Source organism: Colwellia sp. BRX8-7, from assembly GCF_014077275.1.
Classification (GTDB): Bacteria; Pseudomonadota; Gammaproteobacteria; order Enterobacterales; family Alteromonadaceae; genus Colwellia_A.
In genome coordinates this window covers 145031-160973 of sequence record NZ_JACGVP010000010.1, presented here as the reverse complement: position 1 = coordinate 160973, position 15943 = coordinate 145031, and the positions used below count along the sequence as shown (strand labels likewise).

Annotated in this window: 15 protein-coding genes and 6 tRNA genes; 13 read left to right on the top strand and 8 right to left on the bottom strand. The window is 38.2% G+C overall.

Annotated elements, in window-relative coordinates; translation table 11 throughout:
* Positions 1–8 precede the first annotated feature (8 nt).
* From H4J57_RS11690 to hemA, 6 genes are all read right to left on the bottom strand, one after another.
* Positions 9–1271: a DUF819 domain-containing protein gene (locus tag H4J57_RS11690; protein WP_070376163.1), complete on the bottom strand. Its 1263-nt coding sequence runs from the start codon at positions 1269–1271 to the stop codon at positions 9–11.
* Between the two features lie 71 nt (positions 1272–1342).
* Positions 1343–2143, bottom strand: a complete 801-nt coding sequence (locus H4J57_RS11685; RefSeq protein WP_070376162.1) for a SirB1 family protein — start codon at positions 2141–2143, stop codon at positions 1343–1345.
* A gap of 59 nt (positions 2144–2202) precedes the next feature.
* Positions 2203–2565, bottom strand: coding sequence for a SirB2 family protein (locus H4J57_RS11680; RefSeq protein ID WP_182243014.1), 363 nt, complete (start codon positions 2563–2565; stop codon positions 2203–2205).
* A 20-nt stretch (positions 2566–2585) separates the two neighbouring features.
* Entirely contained in the window at positions 2586–3473 is an 888-nt protein-coding gene (gene prmC / locus H4J57_RS11675; RefSeq protein ID WP_220470304.1) for a peptide chain release factor N(5)-glutamine methyltransferase, read from the bottom strand.
* An 8-nt stretch (positions 3474–3481) separates the two neighbouring features.
* On the bottom strand, positions 3482–4570 hold the full coding sequence (prfA, locus tag H4J57_RS11670) for a peptide chain release factor 1 (RefSeq protein ID WP_070376160.1): 1089 nt from the start codon (positions 4568–4570) through the stop codon (positions 3482–3484).
* A 163-nt stretch (positions 4571–4733) separates the two neighbouring features.
* Positions 4734–5993: a glutamyl-tRNA reductase gene (gene hemA / locus H4J57_RS11665; protein WP_070376159.1), complete on the bottom strand. Its 1260-nt coding sequence runs from the start codon at positions 5991–5993 to the stop codon at positions 4734–4736.
* 232 nt (positions 5994–6225) lie between these two features.
* Here hemA and lolB point away from each other — a divergent pair, with 232 nt between their 5' ends.
* From lolB to H4J57_RS11650, 3 genes are all read left to right on the top strand, one after another.
* A complete protein-coding gene (gene lolB / locus H4J57_RS11660) occupies positions 6226–6861 on the top strand; it encodes a lipoprotein insertase outer membrane protein LolB (RefSeq protein WP_182243012.1) in 636 nt (211 codons plus the stop codon).
* Entirely contained in the window at positions 6854–7777 is a 924-nt protein-coding gene (gene ispE / locus H4J57_RS11655; RefSeq protein WP_182243010.1) for a 4-(cytidine 5'-diphospho)-2-C-methyl-D-erythritol kinase, read from the top strand. The genes lolB and ispE overlap by 8 nt, the downstream gene beginning before the upstream one ends.
* A gap of 129 nt (positions 7778–7906) precedes the next feature.
* Entirely contained in the window at positions 7907–8854 is a 948-nt protein-coding gene (locus H4J57_RS11650) for a ribose-phosphate pyrophosphokinase (protein WP_070376156.1), read from the top strand.
* 119 nt (positions 8855–8973) lie between these two features.
* Here the strand turns inward: H4J57_RS11650 and H4J57_RS11645 are convergent, their stop codons facing one another.
* A complete protein-coding gene (locus tag H4J57_RS11645; RefSeq protein WP_182243008.1) occupies positions 8974–10095 on the bottom strand; it encodes an alanine--glyoxylate aminotransferase family protein in 1122 nt (373 codons plus the stop codon).
* A gap of 344 nt (positions 10096–10439) precedes the next feature.
* On the opposite strand from H4J57_RS11645, the gene H4J57_RS11640 reads away from it, so the two are divergent.
* The 10 genes from H4J57_RS11640 (at position 10440) to H4J57_RS11595 (ending at position 14502) form a co-directional block, all read left to right on the top strand.
* Positions 10440–11060, top strand: coding sequence for a 50S ribosomal protein L25/general stress protein Ctc (locus H4J57_RS11640; protein ID WP_182215475.1), 621 nt, complete (start codon positions 10440–10442; stop codon positions 11058–11060).
* Positions 11061–11079: 19 nt separating this feature from the next.
* Positions 11080–11664: an aminoacyl-tRNA hydrolase gene (pth, locus tag H4J57_RS11635; protein ID WP_182215476.1), complete on the top strand. Its 585-nt coding sequence runs from the start codon at positions 11080–11082 to the stop codon at positions 11662–11664.
* A gap of 43 nt (positions 11665–11707) precedes the next feature.
* Complete coding sequence (ychF, locus tag H4J57_RS11630) at positions 11708–12799, top strand: redox-regulated ATPase YchF (protein ID WP_182243006.1); 1092 nt, start codon at positions 11708–11710, stop codon at positions 12797–12799.
* Between the two features lie 292 nt (positions 12800–13091).
* Complete coding sequence (locus tag H4J57_RS11625) at positions 13092–13439, top strand: DUF3718 domain-containing protein (protein ID WP_182243004.1); 348 nt, start codon at positions 13092–13094, stop codon at positions 13437–13439.
* A 216-nt stretch (positions 13440–13655) separates the two neighbouring features.
* Positions 13656–13732: transfer RNA gene (locus H4J57_RS11620), tRNA-Met, on the top strand.
* 37 nt (positions 13733–13769) lie between these two features.
* Positions 13770–13854, top strand: a tRNA-Leu gene (locus H4J57_RS11615).
* A gap of 52 nt (positions 13855–13906) precedes the next feature.
* Positions 13907–13981: transfer RNA gene (locus tag H4J57_RS11610), tRNA-Gln, on the top strand.
* 102 nt (positions 13982–14083) lie between these two features.
* A tRNA-Gln gene (locus H4J57_RS11605) sits at positions 14084–14158 on the top strand.
* A gap of 132 nt (positions 14159–14290) precedes the next feature.
* Positions 14291–14375: transfer RNA gene (locus H4J57_RS11600), tRNA-Leu, on the top strand.
* A gap of 52 nt (positions 14376–14427) precedes the next feature.
* Positions 14428–14502: transfer RNA gene (locus tag H4J57_RS11595), tRNA-Gln, on the top strand.
* Positions 14503–14603: 101 nt separating this feature from the next.
* Here the strand turns inward: H4J57_RS11595 and H4J57_RS11590 are convergent.
* Entirely contained in the window at positions 14604–15815 is a 1212-nt protein-coding gene (locus H4J57_RS11590; RefSeq protein ID WP_182243002.1) for an FAD-dependent monooxygenase, read from the bottom strand.
* Positions 15816–15943: the final 128 nt, after the last annotated feature.

Here is a 15943-nt window from a genome sequence, read left to right as displayed (position 1 = left end):
ACAAACGATTAGCTACCAATAATTCTTAATAACTGGCCACATAACCAAGCCATATAAGTACCTAAAGCATAACCTAACACCGCCAGTAGTACACCGACCGGCGCTAAAGAAGGATGAAATGCTGATGCGATAACGGGCGCAGAAGCAGCACCACCGATATTGGCTTTACTGCCAACAGCTAGATAGAAGATCGGTGCTTTAATCATTTTGCCAACAATAAGCAGTAAAGCAACGTGGACCAACATCCAGATAACTCCAATGGCTATGTATTTCGGTGACTCAACAATTTGAGTAACATCCATATGCAAACCTATTGTCGCGACTAATACATATAATAAGCTACTACCAACTTTCGAAGCTCCTACGGCTTCAAGTTTTCTTACTTTAGTAAACGACAATGCCAATCCTATCGTAGTCACTAAGACGATTATCCAGAATAGTTTTGAATGTAAGCTAAATTTTTCTAATTCAGGAAAGTTTGTCTGAAAATAAGGGACTAAAAAGTCAGCGGCAAAATGTGCTAAACCAGCAGCGCCAAAACCTACCGCTATAATCATCATAAAGTCTTTTAGTAACGGCAACTTGATATTTTCACGTTGAGCAGACTCTACTTTATCAATTAATCTATCAATTGCTGAAGTGTCAGCGCCACTCTTCGCATCAATACGCTTATGGTTTGCTGCTAAATAAAGTAATACCGCCATCCACAAGTTGGCTACAACAATATCAACGGTCACCATAATGGTGAATATTTTGCCATCAGCGCCATAAATTTCTTTCATCGCCAACATATTTGCGCCGCCACCAATCCAACTACCCGCAAGCGCAGCCATACCACGCCAAACAGCTTCAGGACCAGTTACACCAAGTAATTCAGGCCAAATAGCAGAAATAACTAAGAGCGCAATTGGGCCGCCAATAACCACACCAACCGTGCCGGTTAAAAACATAATAATCGCTTTATTACCAAGACCAACAATTGCTTTTATGTCGATGCTCAAAGTGAGTAAAACCAAACAAGCCGGCAATAAATAATACTTGGCGACTTCGTCTACTTGACTCAATTCTGCACTAACAATGCCAAAAGTGTTTAGCAAAGAGGGTAATAGGTAGCACATAAGTAATGCTGGCACGTATTTATAGAACTTCTTAAATGCGGGGTGTTCACTATTTGAAGTATAAAAAACGAATCCAAGTATTAGTGCGAGTAACCCCATAACCGTGGCGTCATTCGTGATAAAAGGTGTATTGTTGATAATTTGATCTTCCATTGATTAACCTTGTTATTTTTATTTGATTTATTGGTTTTATTTGTAAACTACAGCCTTATTTCTAAGGCTTATTAATGTAATACCGTATCAGCTATAGTGATTTTGTCCAATTGCATTTTTAATAATTGCGCAGCAGGATCTTTTGGACATTTGTCGACAAAATATTGGTAATCATCGTAAGCGACTTTAAAACAATCGAGTTGATGCAACAAAAAACCTCGGTCGCGACGCTCAAACGGATCTTCTGGGCGTAACGCTATTAATATATCGACACACTTTAATGCTTGAGCAAACTGCCCTTCGCGGATCAAAGCATTTTTCAATGAGCTAACGTGCTTAACAATTAAGCTTAACCTTGAAATATCTTCAATTTGGTCGCTTTGTGGATCGCCATCAAGTTCATCCATACATAAATCAAGCTCCTGCCAATTTAAAGACTCTCCAGTAATGGGATCAAAAACAATCGCATAAACATCATCACAGACGACGCGAATCATATTTTTCTTTGGTACGTACACCACATCAGCTTCAAAACCACAAAGACGAAATATATGGCAAAGCACTATACTTTTTAGCGCCGGGGCCATTAACTTAAAATCGAGTCCACTTTGTAACTTATGAGCACTAACGGGCCAAAAATCACGTTGATTATCAATAAAAAGTTGCCCAATGAAAAGTTCATTGATTAATTGCTCAGCTTTTTCAAGATACTCTTCTGTATCAGAAATTAATTCTGAACATTGTTCAACTATTTGACTAAGGTTTGTTGGCTCAAAGTCACTATCACCAAAAACAACTTCTTCAATAAGTACAAAAGCTTCAATAAGTGATTTATCGTCATCATTGAGCTCGGAAAATAATAATTCATTCATGCTGTAATTTTTAATTGCTGACTCTATTTATAGTTATTGCTTATTTCAGGGTATATTTATTATAAAAATATCGTTTGTTTTGTTGTCGCTATTCGCACCACTAACATAATCCAGCCCATAGCTACTAAATAACCTATCACTTGCATCATTCGGTTACGAGCTAACTTCAACGTGTAATAGCCGGTAAAAATATAAAAAATAATGGCAAGTATCTTTTCGCCTAGCCATAAATATTCTATTGGATTTATCGCTAACTTGACAGCCAGACCAACACCTAATAGTAATAAAAAAGTGTCAACGATATGAGGGCTGATTTTCAACCATTTTTTATCTAATTGTGCTGAATTCATCAAGGTTAATGCAAACCGGTAGGTGAACAATATAATGCTTATTGCCGCCAGAGTCATATGTAAATGTTTCATGCAAAACCTTATATTTATCTTTATTCTTCTTGTTGTACATAAATACAGCAAGTAACTCGGTCATTTCCGCCGTAATCTTTAAATGTTTCAATCGACTGATAACCCAATTGCTTTAATATATCGCTAACGCCAGCCGCTTGTTCAAAGCCATGTTCAAAATAGAGTGCACCATTATTGGTTAAATAACCTTGTGCGTCTTTGGCAATACGTTTGATATCTGCAAAACCATTATCCCGAGCAACCAGAGCAGATAGCGGTTCAAACCTGACATCGCCTGCAATTAAATGCTGATCGGCTTCATCTATATAAGGGGGGTTGCTAACGATAATATTAAACTTTTTATCTACGGCTACATTAGAGAACCAATCACTTTGATAAAGCTCTACCTGTGGTAACTTTAGCCGTTGAGCATTTTTTTTAGCTAAACTAATCGCAGCGTCACTAAAATCAATGCCGTGAACTTGCCACTGCTTTTGTTCTGAAGCAAGCGACAGAGCAATAGCTCCGGTACCCGTACCGAGATCCAAGCACGATAAATCACTTGCTAGATGGCGTGCTAAAATATGTTCGACCAGTAACTCTGTATCTGGACGAGGAATTAAGGTTGCTGGTGATACGTAAAAAGGCAGTGACCAGAATTCACGTTCTTGTGTAATATAAGCAATAGGCTCGCCTTGCAAACGGCGCTCAAACAAAGCTAAAAAAGCGTAGAATTCATGCTCTGCTAACTTTTTGTCAGGCCAAGTTAACAAATAACTTGTTTCTTTATTTAAAACAAAGGCAAGTAGGATTTTACAATCGAGTTTTGCGCTATCAGAAAAGGCAGCGAGTAACTGCTGCCCTTGATTAATTATTTCAGCAAAACTCTGCTGGCAATATGTTATTGACGGTTTTAAGGATTCGCTCAAACCAATAACTAGTTTTGCTCAGCAAGAGCCGCAAGTAAATCGGCTTGATTTTCTAACATAATAGGCTCTAGGACCAAATGCAAGTTACCTTCAAGGACTTCGTTCAAACGATATAAAGTCAAGTTAATACGGTGGTCCGTCATACGCCCTTGCGGATAGTTGTAAGTACGAATTCGTTCTGAACGATCACCACTTGCCACTAAATTACGACGTGAAGACTCTTCTTCACTGCGGCGTTTTTCATCTTCTGCTTGTTGTAAGCGAGCTTGTAATACCGACATCGCCTGCGCACGGTTTTTATGCTGAGAGCGTTGTTCTTGACACTCGACAACTACGCCTGTTGGAATATGGGTAATACGAATGGCAGAATCAGTTTTGTTAACGTGCTGTCCACCCGCACCTGATGCGCGAAAAGTGTCAACTTTTAAATCTGCTTTATTAATTTCAATCGCGTCAGCTTCTGGTATCTCAGGCATAACAACAACGGTACAAGCAGAAGTATGCACTCGACCTTGAGATTCAGTTTCAGGAACACGTTGCACACGATGACCACCAGACTCGAACTTCATTTGTCCGTAAACGCCTTCACCAAGCACTTTGAAAATGACTTCTTTATAGCCACCTTGTTCACTTTCATTGGTGTTCATAACTTCAATACGCCAGCCTTTCTTTTCACAGTAACGGCTATACATGCGGTATAAGTCGCCAGCAAAAATTGCCGCTTCATCACCACCGGCTCCTGCACGTAATTCAACAAAACAGTTATTGTTGTCGTTTGGATCTTTAGGTAATAGTAAAATTTGTAATTGATCGGCTAATTCTTCAATGGTTTTCTTAGCTGATTTAAATTCTTCTTGCGCCATTTCACGCATTTCAGGGTCTTCATCTTTTAGCATTTCTTCAGCTAAAGCAAAGTCTTCTTCTGCGCTTTGGTAGTCATTAAACACACTAGTGACTGCTTCTAATTGAGAAAACTCTTTTGATAAGGCAATAAATTTTTCTTGATCTGAAAGTGTTCCAGGATCAGAAAGCAAGGCTTGAACTTCTTCAAAGCGCTCGACTAATATTTCAAGTTTTTGATAAACAGATTTATTCATTAAGAAATCTTATAATTAGGAAACAGCGGATAAAAATTGGTGATGTGCAGTTTAAAGGGTTAGTTGAGCACTTTCAATCAAAGGTGTAAAAAAGCTGTAAATACCCAGCTAAGCTCAAATGTTCATCAAAATACGGTTTGGGTGTGTTGTAAGGTCGAGACCGTTATTTAATGTTATAAATATCGCGTAAGTATACCAATTTATCTAATTCGCCACCTTGGGCAGCCGATTGAATAGCGCTAGTGGGTGCATGCATAAATTTATTGGTCAACTTAGTGGCTAACTCAGCCAAAATAGCTTCTGGTGACTTATTACCCTGCAGTTGTAACAATGCTTTATCAAGTAACAGATCGCGATGTTCTAAACATTGTTTACGGTAATCTATAACGGTATCTTGGGTATTTAAGCCACGAAGCCATGACATAAACACATCAGATTGAGTAGAAACTATTGCCTCAGCTTGAACCGCTTCTTTGCGACGATTGGCTAAATTTTTCGCGATAATGCCTTGTAAATCATCAACCGTATATAGAAAAACATCTTCTAGATCACCAACCTGTTCTTCGATATCACGAGGAACCGCTAAATCAACCATAAAAATAGGACGATGCTTACGCTTTCCTAATGCGTGTTCAACCATACCTTTACCTATAATGGGTAAAGTACTACCGGTTGAACTAATAACAATATCGGCATCAGCCATTTTGTCAGGGATTTGCGCCAAGGTAATAACGTCAGCGCCAATAGCACCAGCCATTGCTTCTGCACGGGCAATTGTGCGGTTAGCAACAGTTATTTTACCCACTTTATTCTCGTATAAATGTTTAGCAACCAGTTCAATCGTTTCACCGGCCCCCACTAATAGTACTTTTACATTTTCAAGACTGGCAAAAATATGTTTTGCTAGATTTACCGATGCAAAAGCAACCGAAACCGCACTCGCGCCAATTTCAGTTTCAGTGCGAACTTGTTTAGCAACACCAAAAGTACGTTGAAATAAACGGTCCATGACTAAAGACATAGAACCAGCAGCTTTCGCTTGGCTATAGGCTTGCTTCATTTGACCTAAGATTTGCGGTTCGCCTAAAACTAAAGAGTCTAAGCCACAAGCAACCCGCATCATGTGGTTAACGGCCTGTTGATCAGTATGCCAATATAAACTTGGCGTAATAGTTGAAGCAGGAACATTGTGATGTTTTTCTAACCAGCGGACAACTTTTTCTTGGGTAACCCTTACATCGCCTTCTTGAACTAAATACAGCTCTGTACGATTACAAGTTGATAAAATAGCCGCTTCACGACATTCTACGTTTCCAAGTAATTCAGTTAATGCCACACTTAAATTGTCGGGATTAAAAGAGATTTTTTCTCTCACGGCAACAGGGGCAGTTTTGTGATTGATTCCAACAGCAACTATAGACATAACGGAACGATTCAGCCTTTTTAAGACGATTAATACCAGAAAGAAAAATTATCGATAAGCAATTTTTTTCCATTAATCTTTTTATTAACGACATTATTAATCAAGTTTTATAAAAAACCTATGATCTATGATAAATAATGATGTTAATTTTACGAAAAATCGAAGAAAATTAAAAGCATCAAATACGCGATAACGCAATATTATGGCGATTAACTCAATAATAATGGTTTATATGAATAAAATTACCTTATCGCTGACACTCTTTTTCAGTTTTTTACTGATATTTCTATCTGGTTGTAGTTCTTTAACGAATAACCATCAGCAAATTACTGAACATCAAAACATTACCGAGCGCACTAAAAAGCTCACAGCAATGTCGAATTGGAAAATAAAAGGGAAAATGGGCGTAATTAGCCCTAATGAGCGTCATAGCTTAACATTAAATTGGCATTACCAAGGAGATAAAAATCGCCAGATGCTAAATTTAACCACAGTGCTCGGTATTCAAGTTTTTACTTTAGAGTCGGTCAATAATATGCATGTTATTAATGTCGATGGTGAGCGCTACCAAAGCCCTGATTTAAACTCCCTGCTTGCTTCGTTAACAGGTTTTACATTACCGACACACGCGATGACTTTCTGGTTAAAAGGCTTACCTTATTTAGCTAGTGATAAAATAACCTATAACGAAACAACACAATTACCCCAAACATTGACCAGCTACTCTGGTGAAAAAAAATGGTTTATTAAGTATAGTGGCTATCAACAAGTAGACCAATATCAATTAGCAACGAAGTTCACCATAAAACAAGATAACATCACCATTAAAATTAATGTTCATCAATGGGACGTGACAAGTAATGACTAAGACTAACCAGCAATTTTATAGTTTTCCTGCACCGGCAAAGCTTAATTTATTCCTCCATATTATTGGTCAACGCAACGACGGCTATCATCAGTTAGAAACTATTTTTCAATTTTTAGATCACAGCGACACCATAGAAATAAGAAAGACTCAGGGTAATAGTATTGAATTACTCACGCCGATTGATGGTGTATTACATGAAGATAACTTAATTGTAAAAGCAGCTCGGTTACTACAAAACCACCTATTAAAAAATCCGACTACTTTTAATAACGTATATTTAGGTGCACAAATAAAAATAACAAAAATTCTCCCTATGGGGGGTGGATTAGGTGGCGGGTCATCCAACGCCGCTACTATTTTATTGGCATTAAATACTTTGTGGCAGGCCAACTTGTCTACCACCGATCTAGCAAAACTTGGCCTATCGCTAGGTGCTGACGTACCGATTTTTATTCATGGTTTTGCTGCTTTTGCTGAAGGTGTTGGTGAAGAACTCACTGCTGTTTATCCTCAAGAAAGCTGGTTTTTAGTCAGTAAACCTGATGTCAGTATTTCTACTGCCAGTATTTTTACTGATGCTGACTTAACTCGCAATACGGCAAAAGTTAATTTAAATGATGATATTAGTAAGTTAGACATAGACTTATGCCACAATGACTGCCAGACATTAGTAATAAAAAAGTATCCCGAGGTTGCCAAGTTACTGGCTTGGTTGGTAGAATACGCCCCGTCTCGAATGACTGGTACCGGAGCGTGTATTTTTTCTCGTTTTGATACTGAGCAAGAGGCTTGTCGCATCCAGTCATTACTTCCTAATGGAATAATTTCTTTTGTGGCAAAAGGTGTCAATACATCTCCATTACGCAATGCCATTAACAACTTAGTAACATTGCAAGTAGAAAATGCAGACTATTAATACCATTGAGAATTTATTTTCATAAAAATGCCAAGAACCACTGGAAAAAATTTAATAATTTGCTGATAGTAAACTCAAGGTTTACTAATAGCGTAACTTAAAATGTCAATAGTTTCCGAGGAACTGACCGTGCCTGACATGAAAATATTTACGGGTAATGCCACCCCTGAACTGGCCAAGAAAGTAGCTGATCGTTTGTATATGACTTTAGGCGATGCCAAAGTCGGTAGTTTTAGCGACGGTGAAATCAGTGTTGAAATTAACGAAAACGTACGCGGTGCGGATGTTTTTATTATTCAATCAACTTGTGCGCCAACGAATAATAACCTAATGGAATTAATTGTGATGATTGACGCATTACGACGAGCATCTGCTGGTCGTATTACTGCAGTTATTCCATATTTTGGTTATGCTCGCCAAGATAGACGTGTACGTAGTGCTCGTGTACCAATTACTGCGAAAGTTGTCGCTGACTTTTTATCAAGTGTTGGTGTTGACCGAGTATTAACGGTTGACCTACACGCTGAGCAAATTCAGGGTTTCTTCGATGTACCGGTAGATAACGTATTTGGCACACCTATTTTACTTGAAGATATGCTTTCTCGTGATCTAGATAACCCAATAGTAGTTTCTCCTGATATTGGTGGTGTTGTTCGCGCTCGTGCCGTAGCTAAATTACTCAATGAAGCCGATCTTGCTATCATCGATAAGCGTCGTCCAAAAGCCAATGTTGCACAAGTTATGCACATTATTGGTGATGTTGCTGACCGCGACTGTATCATTGTCGACGACATGATAGATACTGGTGGCACATTAGCAAAAGCGGCTGAAGCATTAAAAGCACATGGCGCTAAACGCGTTATTGCTTATGCTACTCATCCAGTTCTTTCTGGTAATGCTGCGCAAAACCTAAGAGATTCTGTTATTGATGAGTTAGTGGTAACAGATTCAATACCACTTACCGACGAAATTAAAGCGCTTGGTATTGTTCGTCAACTTACTTTAAGCGGTATGTTGTCTGAAGCGATTCGCCGTGTGTGTAACGAAGAATCTATTTCAGCAATGTTTGACAGTTAAGCATTCCTGATAAAAGAACTTCATAAATAATAAAGCCCCGAGTCATATTTTGACTCGGGGCTTTTTTATTTAACACAACACTGGAGCTACGCTCGCTTAATTCTTTTGTCAGACGTTGACTATTTCTCTAAAACATCCGCTAAAGCCGCTAAACATAAAGTCACATTTTCAGTTCTTGCCGCATAGCCCATTAAACCAATGCGCCATGCTTTACCAGCAAAACCACCTAGGCCAGCGCCAATTTCTAAATTATATTCATTAAGTAAGGTTTGGCGAACAGCTGCATCATCAACGCCTTGAGGAATCAATACCGTATTTAATTGTGGTAAACGGTATTGCTCTTCAACAACAAACGCTATGCCTAGTTTTTCTAATCCCGTTTTTAATTTCAGGTGTTGGTTTTTATGGCGTTGCCACGCATTTTCTAAACCTTCATCTTGTAACATCACTAAAGATTCATGCAAAGCATAGAGAGAATTCACCGGTGCCGTATGATGATAACTACGTTTACCTGTACCGCCCCAATAGCCCATAACCAAAGATAAATCTAAAAACCAACTGGGCACTTTAGACTTTCTACTTGTTAATTTTTCAACGGCTTTAGTACTAAAGCTAATCGGTGATATGCCGGGCACACACGATAAACATTTTTGACTACCCGAATAAATAGCATCGATTCCCCAATCATCAACCTTTAGTTCAACACCACCTAATGAGGTCACTGCATCGACGATAGAAAGCGCTGAATTTTCTTGAGCTATGGCACATAAGGCTTTTGCATCAGACAATACACCAGTAGATGTTTCAGCATGAACAAAGGCTAAAAACTTAACATCACTATTGTCTTTAAAAGCTTGTTTTACTTTATTGACATCGACAGGCGTTCCCCAATCATCGTTTATAACGATGGCTTGAGCCCCTATGCGTTGAACATTTTCCACCATACGCGAACCAAAAACACCATTTACACAAACAATCACTTTTTCGCCTGGTTCAACTAAGTTAACAAAACAAGTTTCCATACCTGCCGAGCCTGGCGCTGAAACCGCCATCGTCAATTCATTCTTGGTTTGAAATGCGTATTGTAGTAATGATTTAATTTCGTCCATCATCTGCACAAACTCTGGATCTAAATGACCAATGGTCGGACGACCTAAAGCAGATAAAACACGGGGTGAAACATCACTAGGACCGGGGCCCATTAAAGTACGAGGAGTTGGATAGAAAGATGTAATTGTCATAGTTAATTCTCTTATCGACATTAGGCATTAGAAGTTATGAGGCACGTATACCCGCTCAATTTCAGGACGCAGGTTGCTAGAGTGTATTTTGAATGGTAACGGGTCTAACACCTAAATTTCAATAAAAAATTATCTATAACGGTCATTTAGCCCAATGATACCCATAATAAGGAGCCATGATTAATAGTTTATTAATCATATTAACGTTGGATATGTTTAAGTTGAGGTGTTATTATGCCGCGCCTTTTATGATGATTGAATTATTTTTATTGTTGTAAAGGTTCATTGTTGTTTTTGGTCGCAAAAAACAACTCAACTAACTCTTTAATATTAGGTATTAAAAAATGACTGATTTATTTACTTTAGAAGCTGAAGTTCGTACTGACCTAGGGAAAGGTGCGAGCCGCCGCCTACGTCACGCAAACAAAGTTCCTGCAATTTTATACGGTGAAGGCCAAGAGCCGATTTCTTTAACGTTAGAGCACAAAAATGTTTACCGTGCACAACAAGAAGAAGCATTCTACTCTCACGTTTTAACTGTAAACATCGACGGTAAGCCAGTTGAGTGTCTTTTAAAAGACATGCAACGTCATCCGTTCAAGCAACTTGTAATGCATTTAGATTTTTTACGCATTGATGCATCTCATGCAGTTCACGTTAACGCTCCTATTCACTTCCTTAACGAAGAAGAAGCAGAGAAAAAAGGTGGCAACATTACTCACCAGATTAACGAAATTGCGATTAGCTGTTTACCTGCTGACATTCCAGAATTCATCGAAGTTGATGTTGCTGATTTAGAAGTTGGTCAAACATTGCATTTATCAGACGTTACTTTGCCTAAAGGCGTAACATCTGACGAATTAGCAAAAGGCGAAGATCATGATCAAGCTGTTGTTTCATTAAATGCACCGAAAGGCGTAACTGAAGAAACTGATGAAGCTGAAGAAACTGAAGCTACTGAATAATCATTAAGTATAAGCTTAAATGACTATTCAACTAGTTGTGGGCCTGGGTAATCCAGGCCCCGAATATACAAAAACTCGTCATAATGCCGGAGTTTGGTTCGTCGAAGAACTTGCTTCTCGCTACAACATCTCCCTCAGACCAGAAAAAAAATATTTCGGACTTTACGGCAAAGGCCTAATAGGTAACGAAGTTGTTCATTTGCTTGTTCCAACAACGTTTATGAATAGAAGTGGTCAGTCTGTAGCGCCTCTTGCAAATTTTTTCCGTATTCCCGTCGATAATATCCTTGTTGCTCATGATGAGTTAGACATGGAACCGGGCGTCTGTAAAATTAAAAAGGGTGGCGGGCACGGTGGACATAACGGCTTACGCGATATTATTTCGTGTCTGGCTAATAACAAAGAATTTTATCGGTTACGCATTGGTATAGGCCACCCAGGTCATAGAGATCGCGTTACCGGACATGTACTTGGCAAAGCACCAGCTATTGACCAAGACAAAATAGATCAAGCGATTGATGAAGCAAGCCGATGTATCGACATCTGGCAAACAGACGATTTAAAGAAAGCTCAAAATCGTTTGCATTCATTCAAACCGCTATAACTAAACTTTTAAAACAATTTTGCAACACAATTAAGGTATTATCATGGGATTCAAATGCGGTATTGTTGGCTTGCCCAACGTAGGTAAATCAACACTTTTCAATGCATTAACAAAAGCAGGTATTGAAGCAGCTAATTTTCCATTTTGTACTATTGAGCCGAATACGGGTGTAGTACCCGTGCCCGACCCTCGTTTAGATGCATTAGCCAAAATTGTAAACCCTGAACGCGTTCTAGCAACTACTATGGAATTTGTTGATATTGCAGGTTTAGTGGCTGGCGCTTCAAAAGGTGAAGGTTTAGGAAATAAATTTCTTGCTAACATTCGTGAAACCGATGCAATTGGTCACGTTGTGCGTTGTTTTGATAATGACAACATTATTCATGTTGCCAATAAGGTTAGCCCTAGTGATGACATAGAAGTGATCAATACTGAGCTGGCTTTGTCTGATATGGACACAGCGGAACGAGCAATTTTCCGCTTAGCGAAGAAAGCCAAAGGTGGCGATGCAGACGCTAAATTTGAAATGCCGGTATTAGAAAAGATATTAAAGCATGTTGAAGAAGGACATATGATACGTTCTTTAACATTGTCTAAAGAAGAAAAAGCAGCGGTAGACTACTTAAACTTTTTAACACTAAAGCCGACCATGTATATCGCGAATGTGAATGATGATGGTTTTGAAAATAATCCTTACCTAGATCAAGTTCAAGCAATTGCTGATGCCGAAGGTGCTATCGTTGTTGCTGTTTGTGCTGAAATTGAAAGTGAATTGTCTGAAATGGATGATGAAGACCGTGTTGAATTTATGGCTGACCTTGGACTAGAAGAACCTGGGCTTAATCGTGTTATTAATGCTGGTTATTCTTTGCTTCACTTGCAAACTTATTTTACGGCAGGTGTAAAAGAAGTACGTGCATGGACAGTAAAGCAAAATGCTACTGCTCCACAAGCTGCGGGTGTTATTCATACCGATTTTGAAAAAGGCTTTATTCGTGCAGAAGTTATTGCCTATGAGCACTTTATCGAATTTAATGGCGAGTCAGGGGCTAAAGAGGCCGGTAAATGGCGTTTAGAAGGTAAAGAGTACCGTGTTAAAGATGGTGATGTGGTTCACTTCAGATTTAACGTGTAATGTTTACGCTTTAACGCGAATAAATTAAATAGTAAAAGGAGCTTCGGCTCCTTTTTTGTCTCTAAAAATAAGTTATTACTCGTCATTAAAATTTAAAAAAATGACTAAAAAAGAAAAAGATATAAATAATAAACAATGAAAACAATAGACTACTTAATTTAAAAAATTTAAAAATATCTTGTTTTATTTCTAAAATATACCACAATTATCATAATACCAATCTGATATAAGTTAAAATCATCAACGTCAGACCAACAACCTATTACTTTAATAAACAATAAAAAGGCAGACCATGAAAAAAACACTCCTACTTGCTAGCTTAATTGCCGCTTCAGTAACTTTTGCCCCTGTGACTAAAGCCGATAATATATCTCTTCGTATTTGTGAATACGTTGCGGCTAATGATAAGAACCGCTTACGTTCATTTATGAAACAAAATAAATTAAAAATTCGTGCACTTTTTGGTAGTATCGAATGTAACGGTCAAAATTTATTAGTTTTTGCTGCATCTAATAGCGCTTTAGAAACAGGTGAATTTATTATTGGTAAAGTTCCTTCAAAAGAAGTTGCTAAACATATCACCGATATTGGTAAATACTCAAAACATTTAGAAGAAGAAGCAAAAGAACGCGTAAAATAATCATAAGTTGATATCTACGCTTCTTTAAAATAAAGCAAGAACTTAGCGTTCTTGTTTTTATTTTAAAGAGATTGCGCTTTCCTAGAATATTAAACGCCCAATTTGTAGACTAAACAAGCAAACAGAAAGAAATTAGCATTTATTATAAAAAAACGGTTGACGTAGCCTAAGCAGATTTGCATAATACGCGCCACTTGCTGAGAGGCAATACGGAAAGGCTACATAGCTCAGCTGGTTAGAGCACATCACTCATAATGATGGGGTCCCAGGTTCAAATCCCGGTGTAGCCACCATTTAACTCTTAGTAGTGAAAGAAGTATTAGAAGAAATGCGGGTTTGGCGGAATTGGTAGACGCGCTGGATTTAGGTTCCAGTATCGAAAGATGTGAGAGTTCAAGTCTCTTGACCCGTACCATTCTAACTAACAGTTATCATCATGATATTTGTTAGAAAGTAAGTAACATTGCAGGGGTATAGCCAAGCGGTAAGGCAGCTGGTTTTGATCCAGTCATTCAGAGGTTCAAATCCTCTTACCCCTGCCACTTTCTTGTTTAACATTCCTTTTTTAAAACTCAATCAGTCTTTATTAAAACTAATATTAAACATTATAAGTGTCATATTTACTTGTTATTTAGAATACCTACAGGGGTATAGCCAAGCGGTAAGGCAGCTGGTTTTGATCCAGTCATTCAGAGGTTCAAATCCTCTTACCCCTGCCACTTTATTGTTTAATATTCCTTTTTTAAAACGTAATTAGTCTTTATTAAAAAAATAGTAAACATTACTGAGTGACATAATAATTATTTGAAATATCTACAAGGCTATTAACGCTTAGTAGTATTAGAAGCAATGCGGGTTTGGCGGAATTGGTAGACGCGCTGGATTTAGGTTCCAGTATCGAAAGATGTGAGAGTTCAAGTCTCTTGACCCGTACCATTCTAACTAACAGATATCATCATGATAGTTGTTAGAAAATAAGTAACATTACAGGGGTATAGCCAAGCGGTAAGGCAGCTGGTTTTGATCCAGTCATTCAGAGGTTCAAATCCTCTTACCCCTGCCATTCTTTTTGAATCTTACCTTAAACACCCAATACATATTATCTTAAGACTTAATCTCTTACTGCATTGAAAAATTTCTTTTAAGATCCATTATCACTTCAACTTATACACCACAAGCGTAAGCTAAAGCCTTATTTTTCAAAAAAGGTATCTTATTTGCCATTGTCAGCCCTATGTTTCGAAAGAGTTTAATAGCTGGTGATGGGTGGCTAAAAGTTGCATACAGTGAATCCATCGTTGTCATCATCAATAGATTGTCTATTCGTCGCTTAGATTCGTAACGTGATAAAACCTCAGGCAAGTGCCAACACTCATTATTACCAATGGCACTGGCTATGACGGTTTGTAAAGCCTTAACATCTTTAAAGCCAAGATTTACTCCCTGCCCTGCCATGGGGTTAATGGTGTGCGCTGCATCACCTAATAATAATACTCGACCTTTTTGATAAGTATTAGCATGTCGACGAGTCAGTGGAAATGCCCCTTTATTAATAACCTTTATTTGACCTATTCGTTGTGGAAATTTTTCAATGATTTCACTTTGCAGTTGTTCATTAGATAAAGCCGACAACCTTTTTATCTCGTTTTTTTGATGATACCAAACCAAGGAAGCATAACCACCTAATTGACTTTCTCCTGGCAGCGGTAAGAAAGCAATTGGGCCAGTCTGAAAAAATTGTTGCCAGGTAATATCTTGTTGTAAATGTTGAGTTTCAACATTAATAAGCATTGCTGATTGCTGATAATCCCAACCCGTTATACCTATATGAGCTAGTTTTCTTACCTGTGAATGAGCGCCATCAGCCGCAATTAATATTTGAGTGGTAATTTTTTCTATTTCGCCACACTCTTTTTCAGCCGGTTTAATTGCCAAGCTTACTGCGATTTCATTTTGATGTTCAGTAAAGCTCTCTAAACTCGCTGGTGCAAATAAAGTCACCTTACTGTGAGTTTTAATTTGCTGCCATAAGGCAAGCTGAACTAAGCGATTTTCAATAATATGGCCAAGATGAGATTGCCCAATGTCATCGGCGTTAAACTCGGTATAACTTGTCTGATTTTCCCAAACACCTAATCGTTTATAAGGACACATTCGCCATTGTTTTAATTGTGGCCAAGCCCCCAATTGTGTCAACAAATGCTCAGAAGCAAGCGATATAGCTGAAACACGTAAATCTAGTGCTTGTGTTTCATTAAAACAGACGGGTTGCTTTGGTTCGACAATAGCCACAGTTAACCCTAAGTTTGCCAAAGATAACGCACTAGCAGCGCCGACCATACCACCACCGACCACGACACAATCAAAATTGCTCATAAAATTTACACTTTTTATTTAATGATTTTTCAAAGTTATTCTAACCAACCTATATCAGTTATACGAATATTATTAATGGTTGCGGTCAATAATTGAGATCAGATAGACCCGCGCCACTTAAAGTTGAA

Bases quoted from the DNA above. Each gene is read 5' to 3' on its own strand.
- H4J57_RS11645 (WP_182243008.1), bottom strand. From the start codon at position 10,095: ATGACAATTACATCTTTCTATCCAACTCCTCGTACTTTAATGGGCCCC.
- H4J57_RS11685 (WP_070376162.1), bottom strand. From the start codon at position 2,143: ATGAATGAATTATTATTTTCCGAGCTCAATGATGACGATAAATCACTT.
- lolB (WP_182243012.1), top strand. From the start codon at position 6,226: ATGAATAAAATTACCTTATCGCTGACACTCTTTTTCAGTTTTTTACTG.
- hemA (WP_070376159.1), bottom strand. From the start codon at position 5,993: ATGTCTATAGTTGCTGTTGGAATCAATCACAAAACTGCCCCTGTTGCC.
- H4J57_RS11590 (WP_182243002.1), bottom strand. From the start codon at position 15,815: ATGAGCAATTTTGATTGTGTCGTGGTCGGTGGTGGTATGGTCGGCGCT.
- H4J57_RS11680 (WP_182243014.1), bottom strand. From the start codon at position 2,565: ATGAAACATTTACATATGACTCTGGCGGCAATAAGCATTATATTGTTC.
- ychF (WP_182243006.1), top strand. From the start codon at position 11,708: ATGGGATTCAAATGCGGTATTGTTGGCTTGCCCAACGTAGGTAAATCA.
- pth (WP_182215476.1), top strand. From the start codon at position 11,080: ATGACTATTCAACTAGTTGTGGGCCTGGGTAATCCAGGCCCCGAATAT.
- H4J57_RS11640 (WP_182215475.1), top strand. From the start codon at position 10,440: ATGACTGATTTATTTACTTTAGAAGCTGAAGTTCGTACTGACCTAGGG.
- prfA (WP_070376160.1), bottom strand. From the start codon at position 4,570: ATGAATAAATCTGTTTATCAAAAACTTGAAATATTAGTCGAGCGCTTT.
- H4J57_RS11625 (WP_182243004.1), top strand. From the start codon at position 13,092: ATGAAAAAAACACTCCTACTTGCTAGCTTAATTGCCGCTTCAGTAACT.
- ispE (WP_182243010.1), top strand. From the start codon at position 6,854: ATGACTAAGACTAACCAGCAATTTTATAGTTTTCCTGCACCGGCAAAG.
- H4J57_RS11690 (WP_070376163.1), bottom strand. From the start codon at position 1,271: ATGGAAGATCAAATTATCAACAATACACCTTTTATCACGAATGACGCC.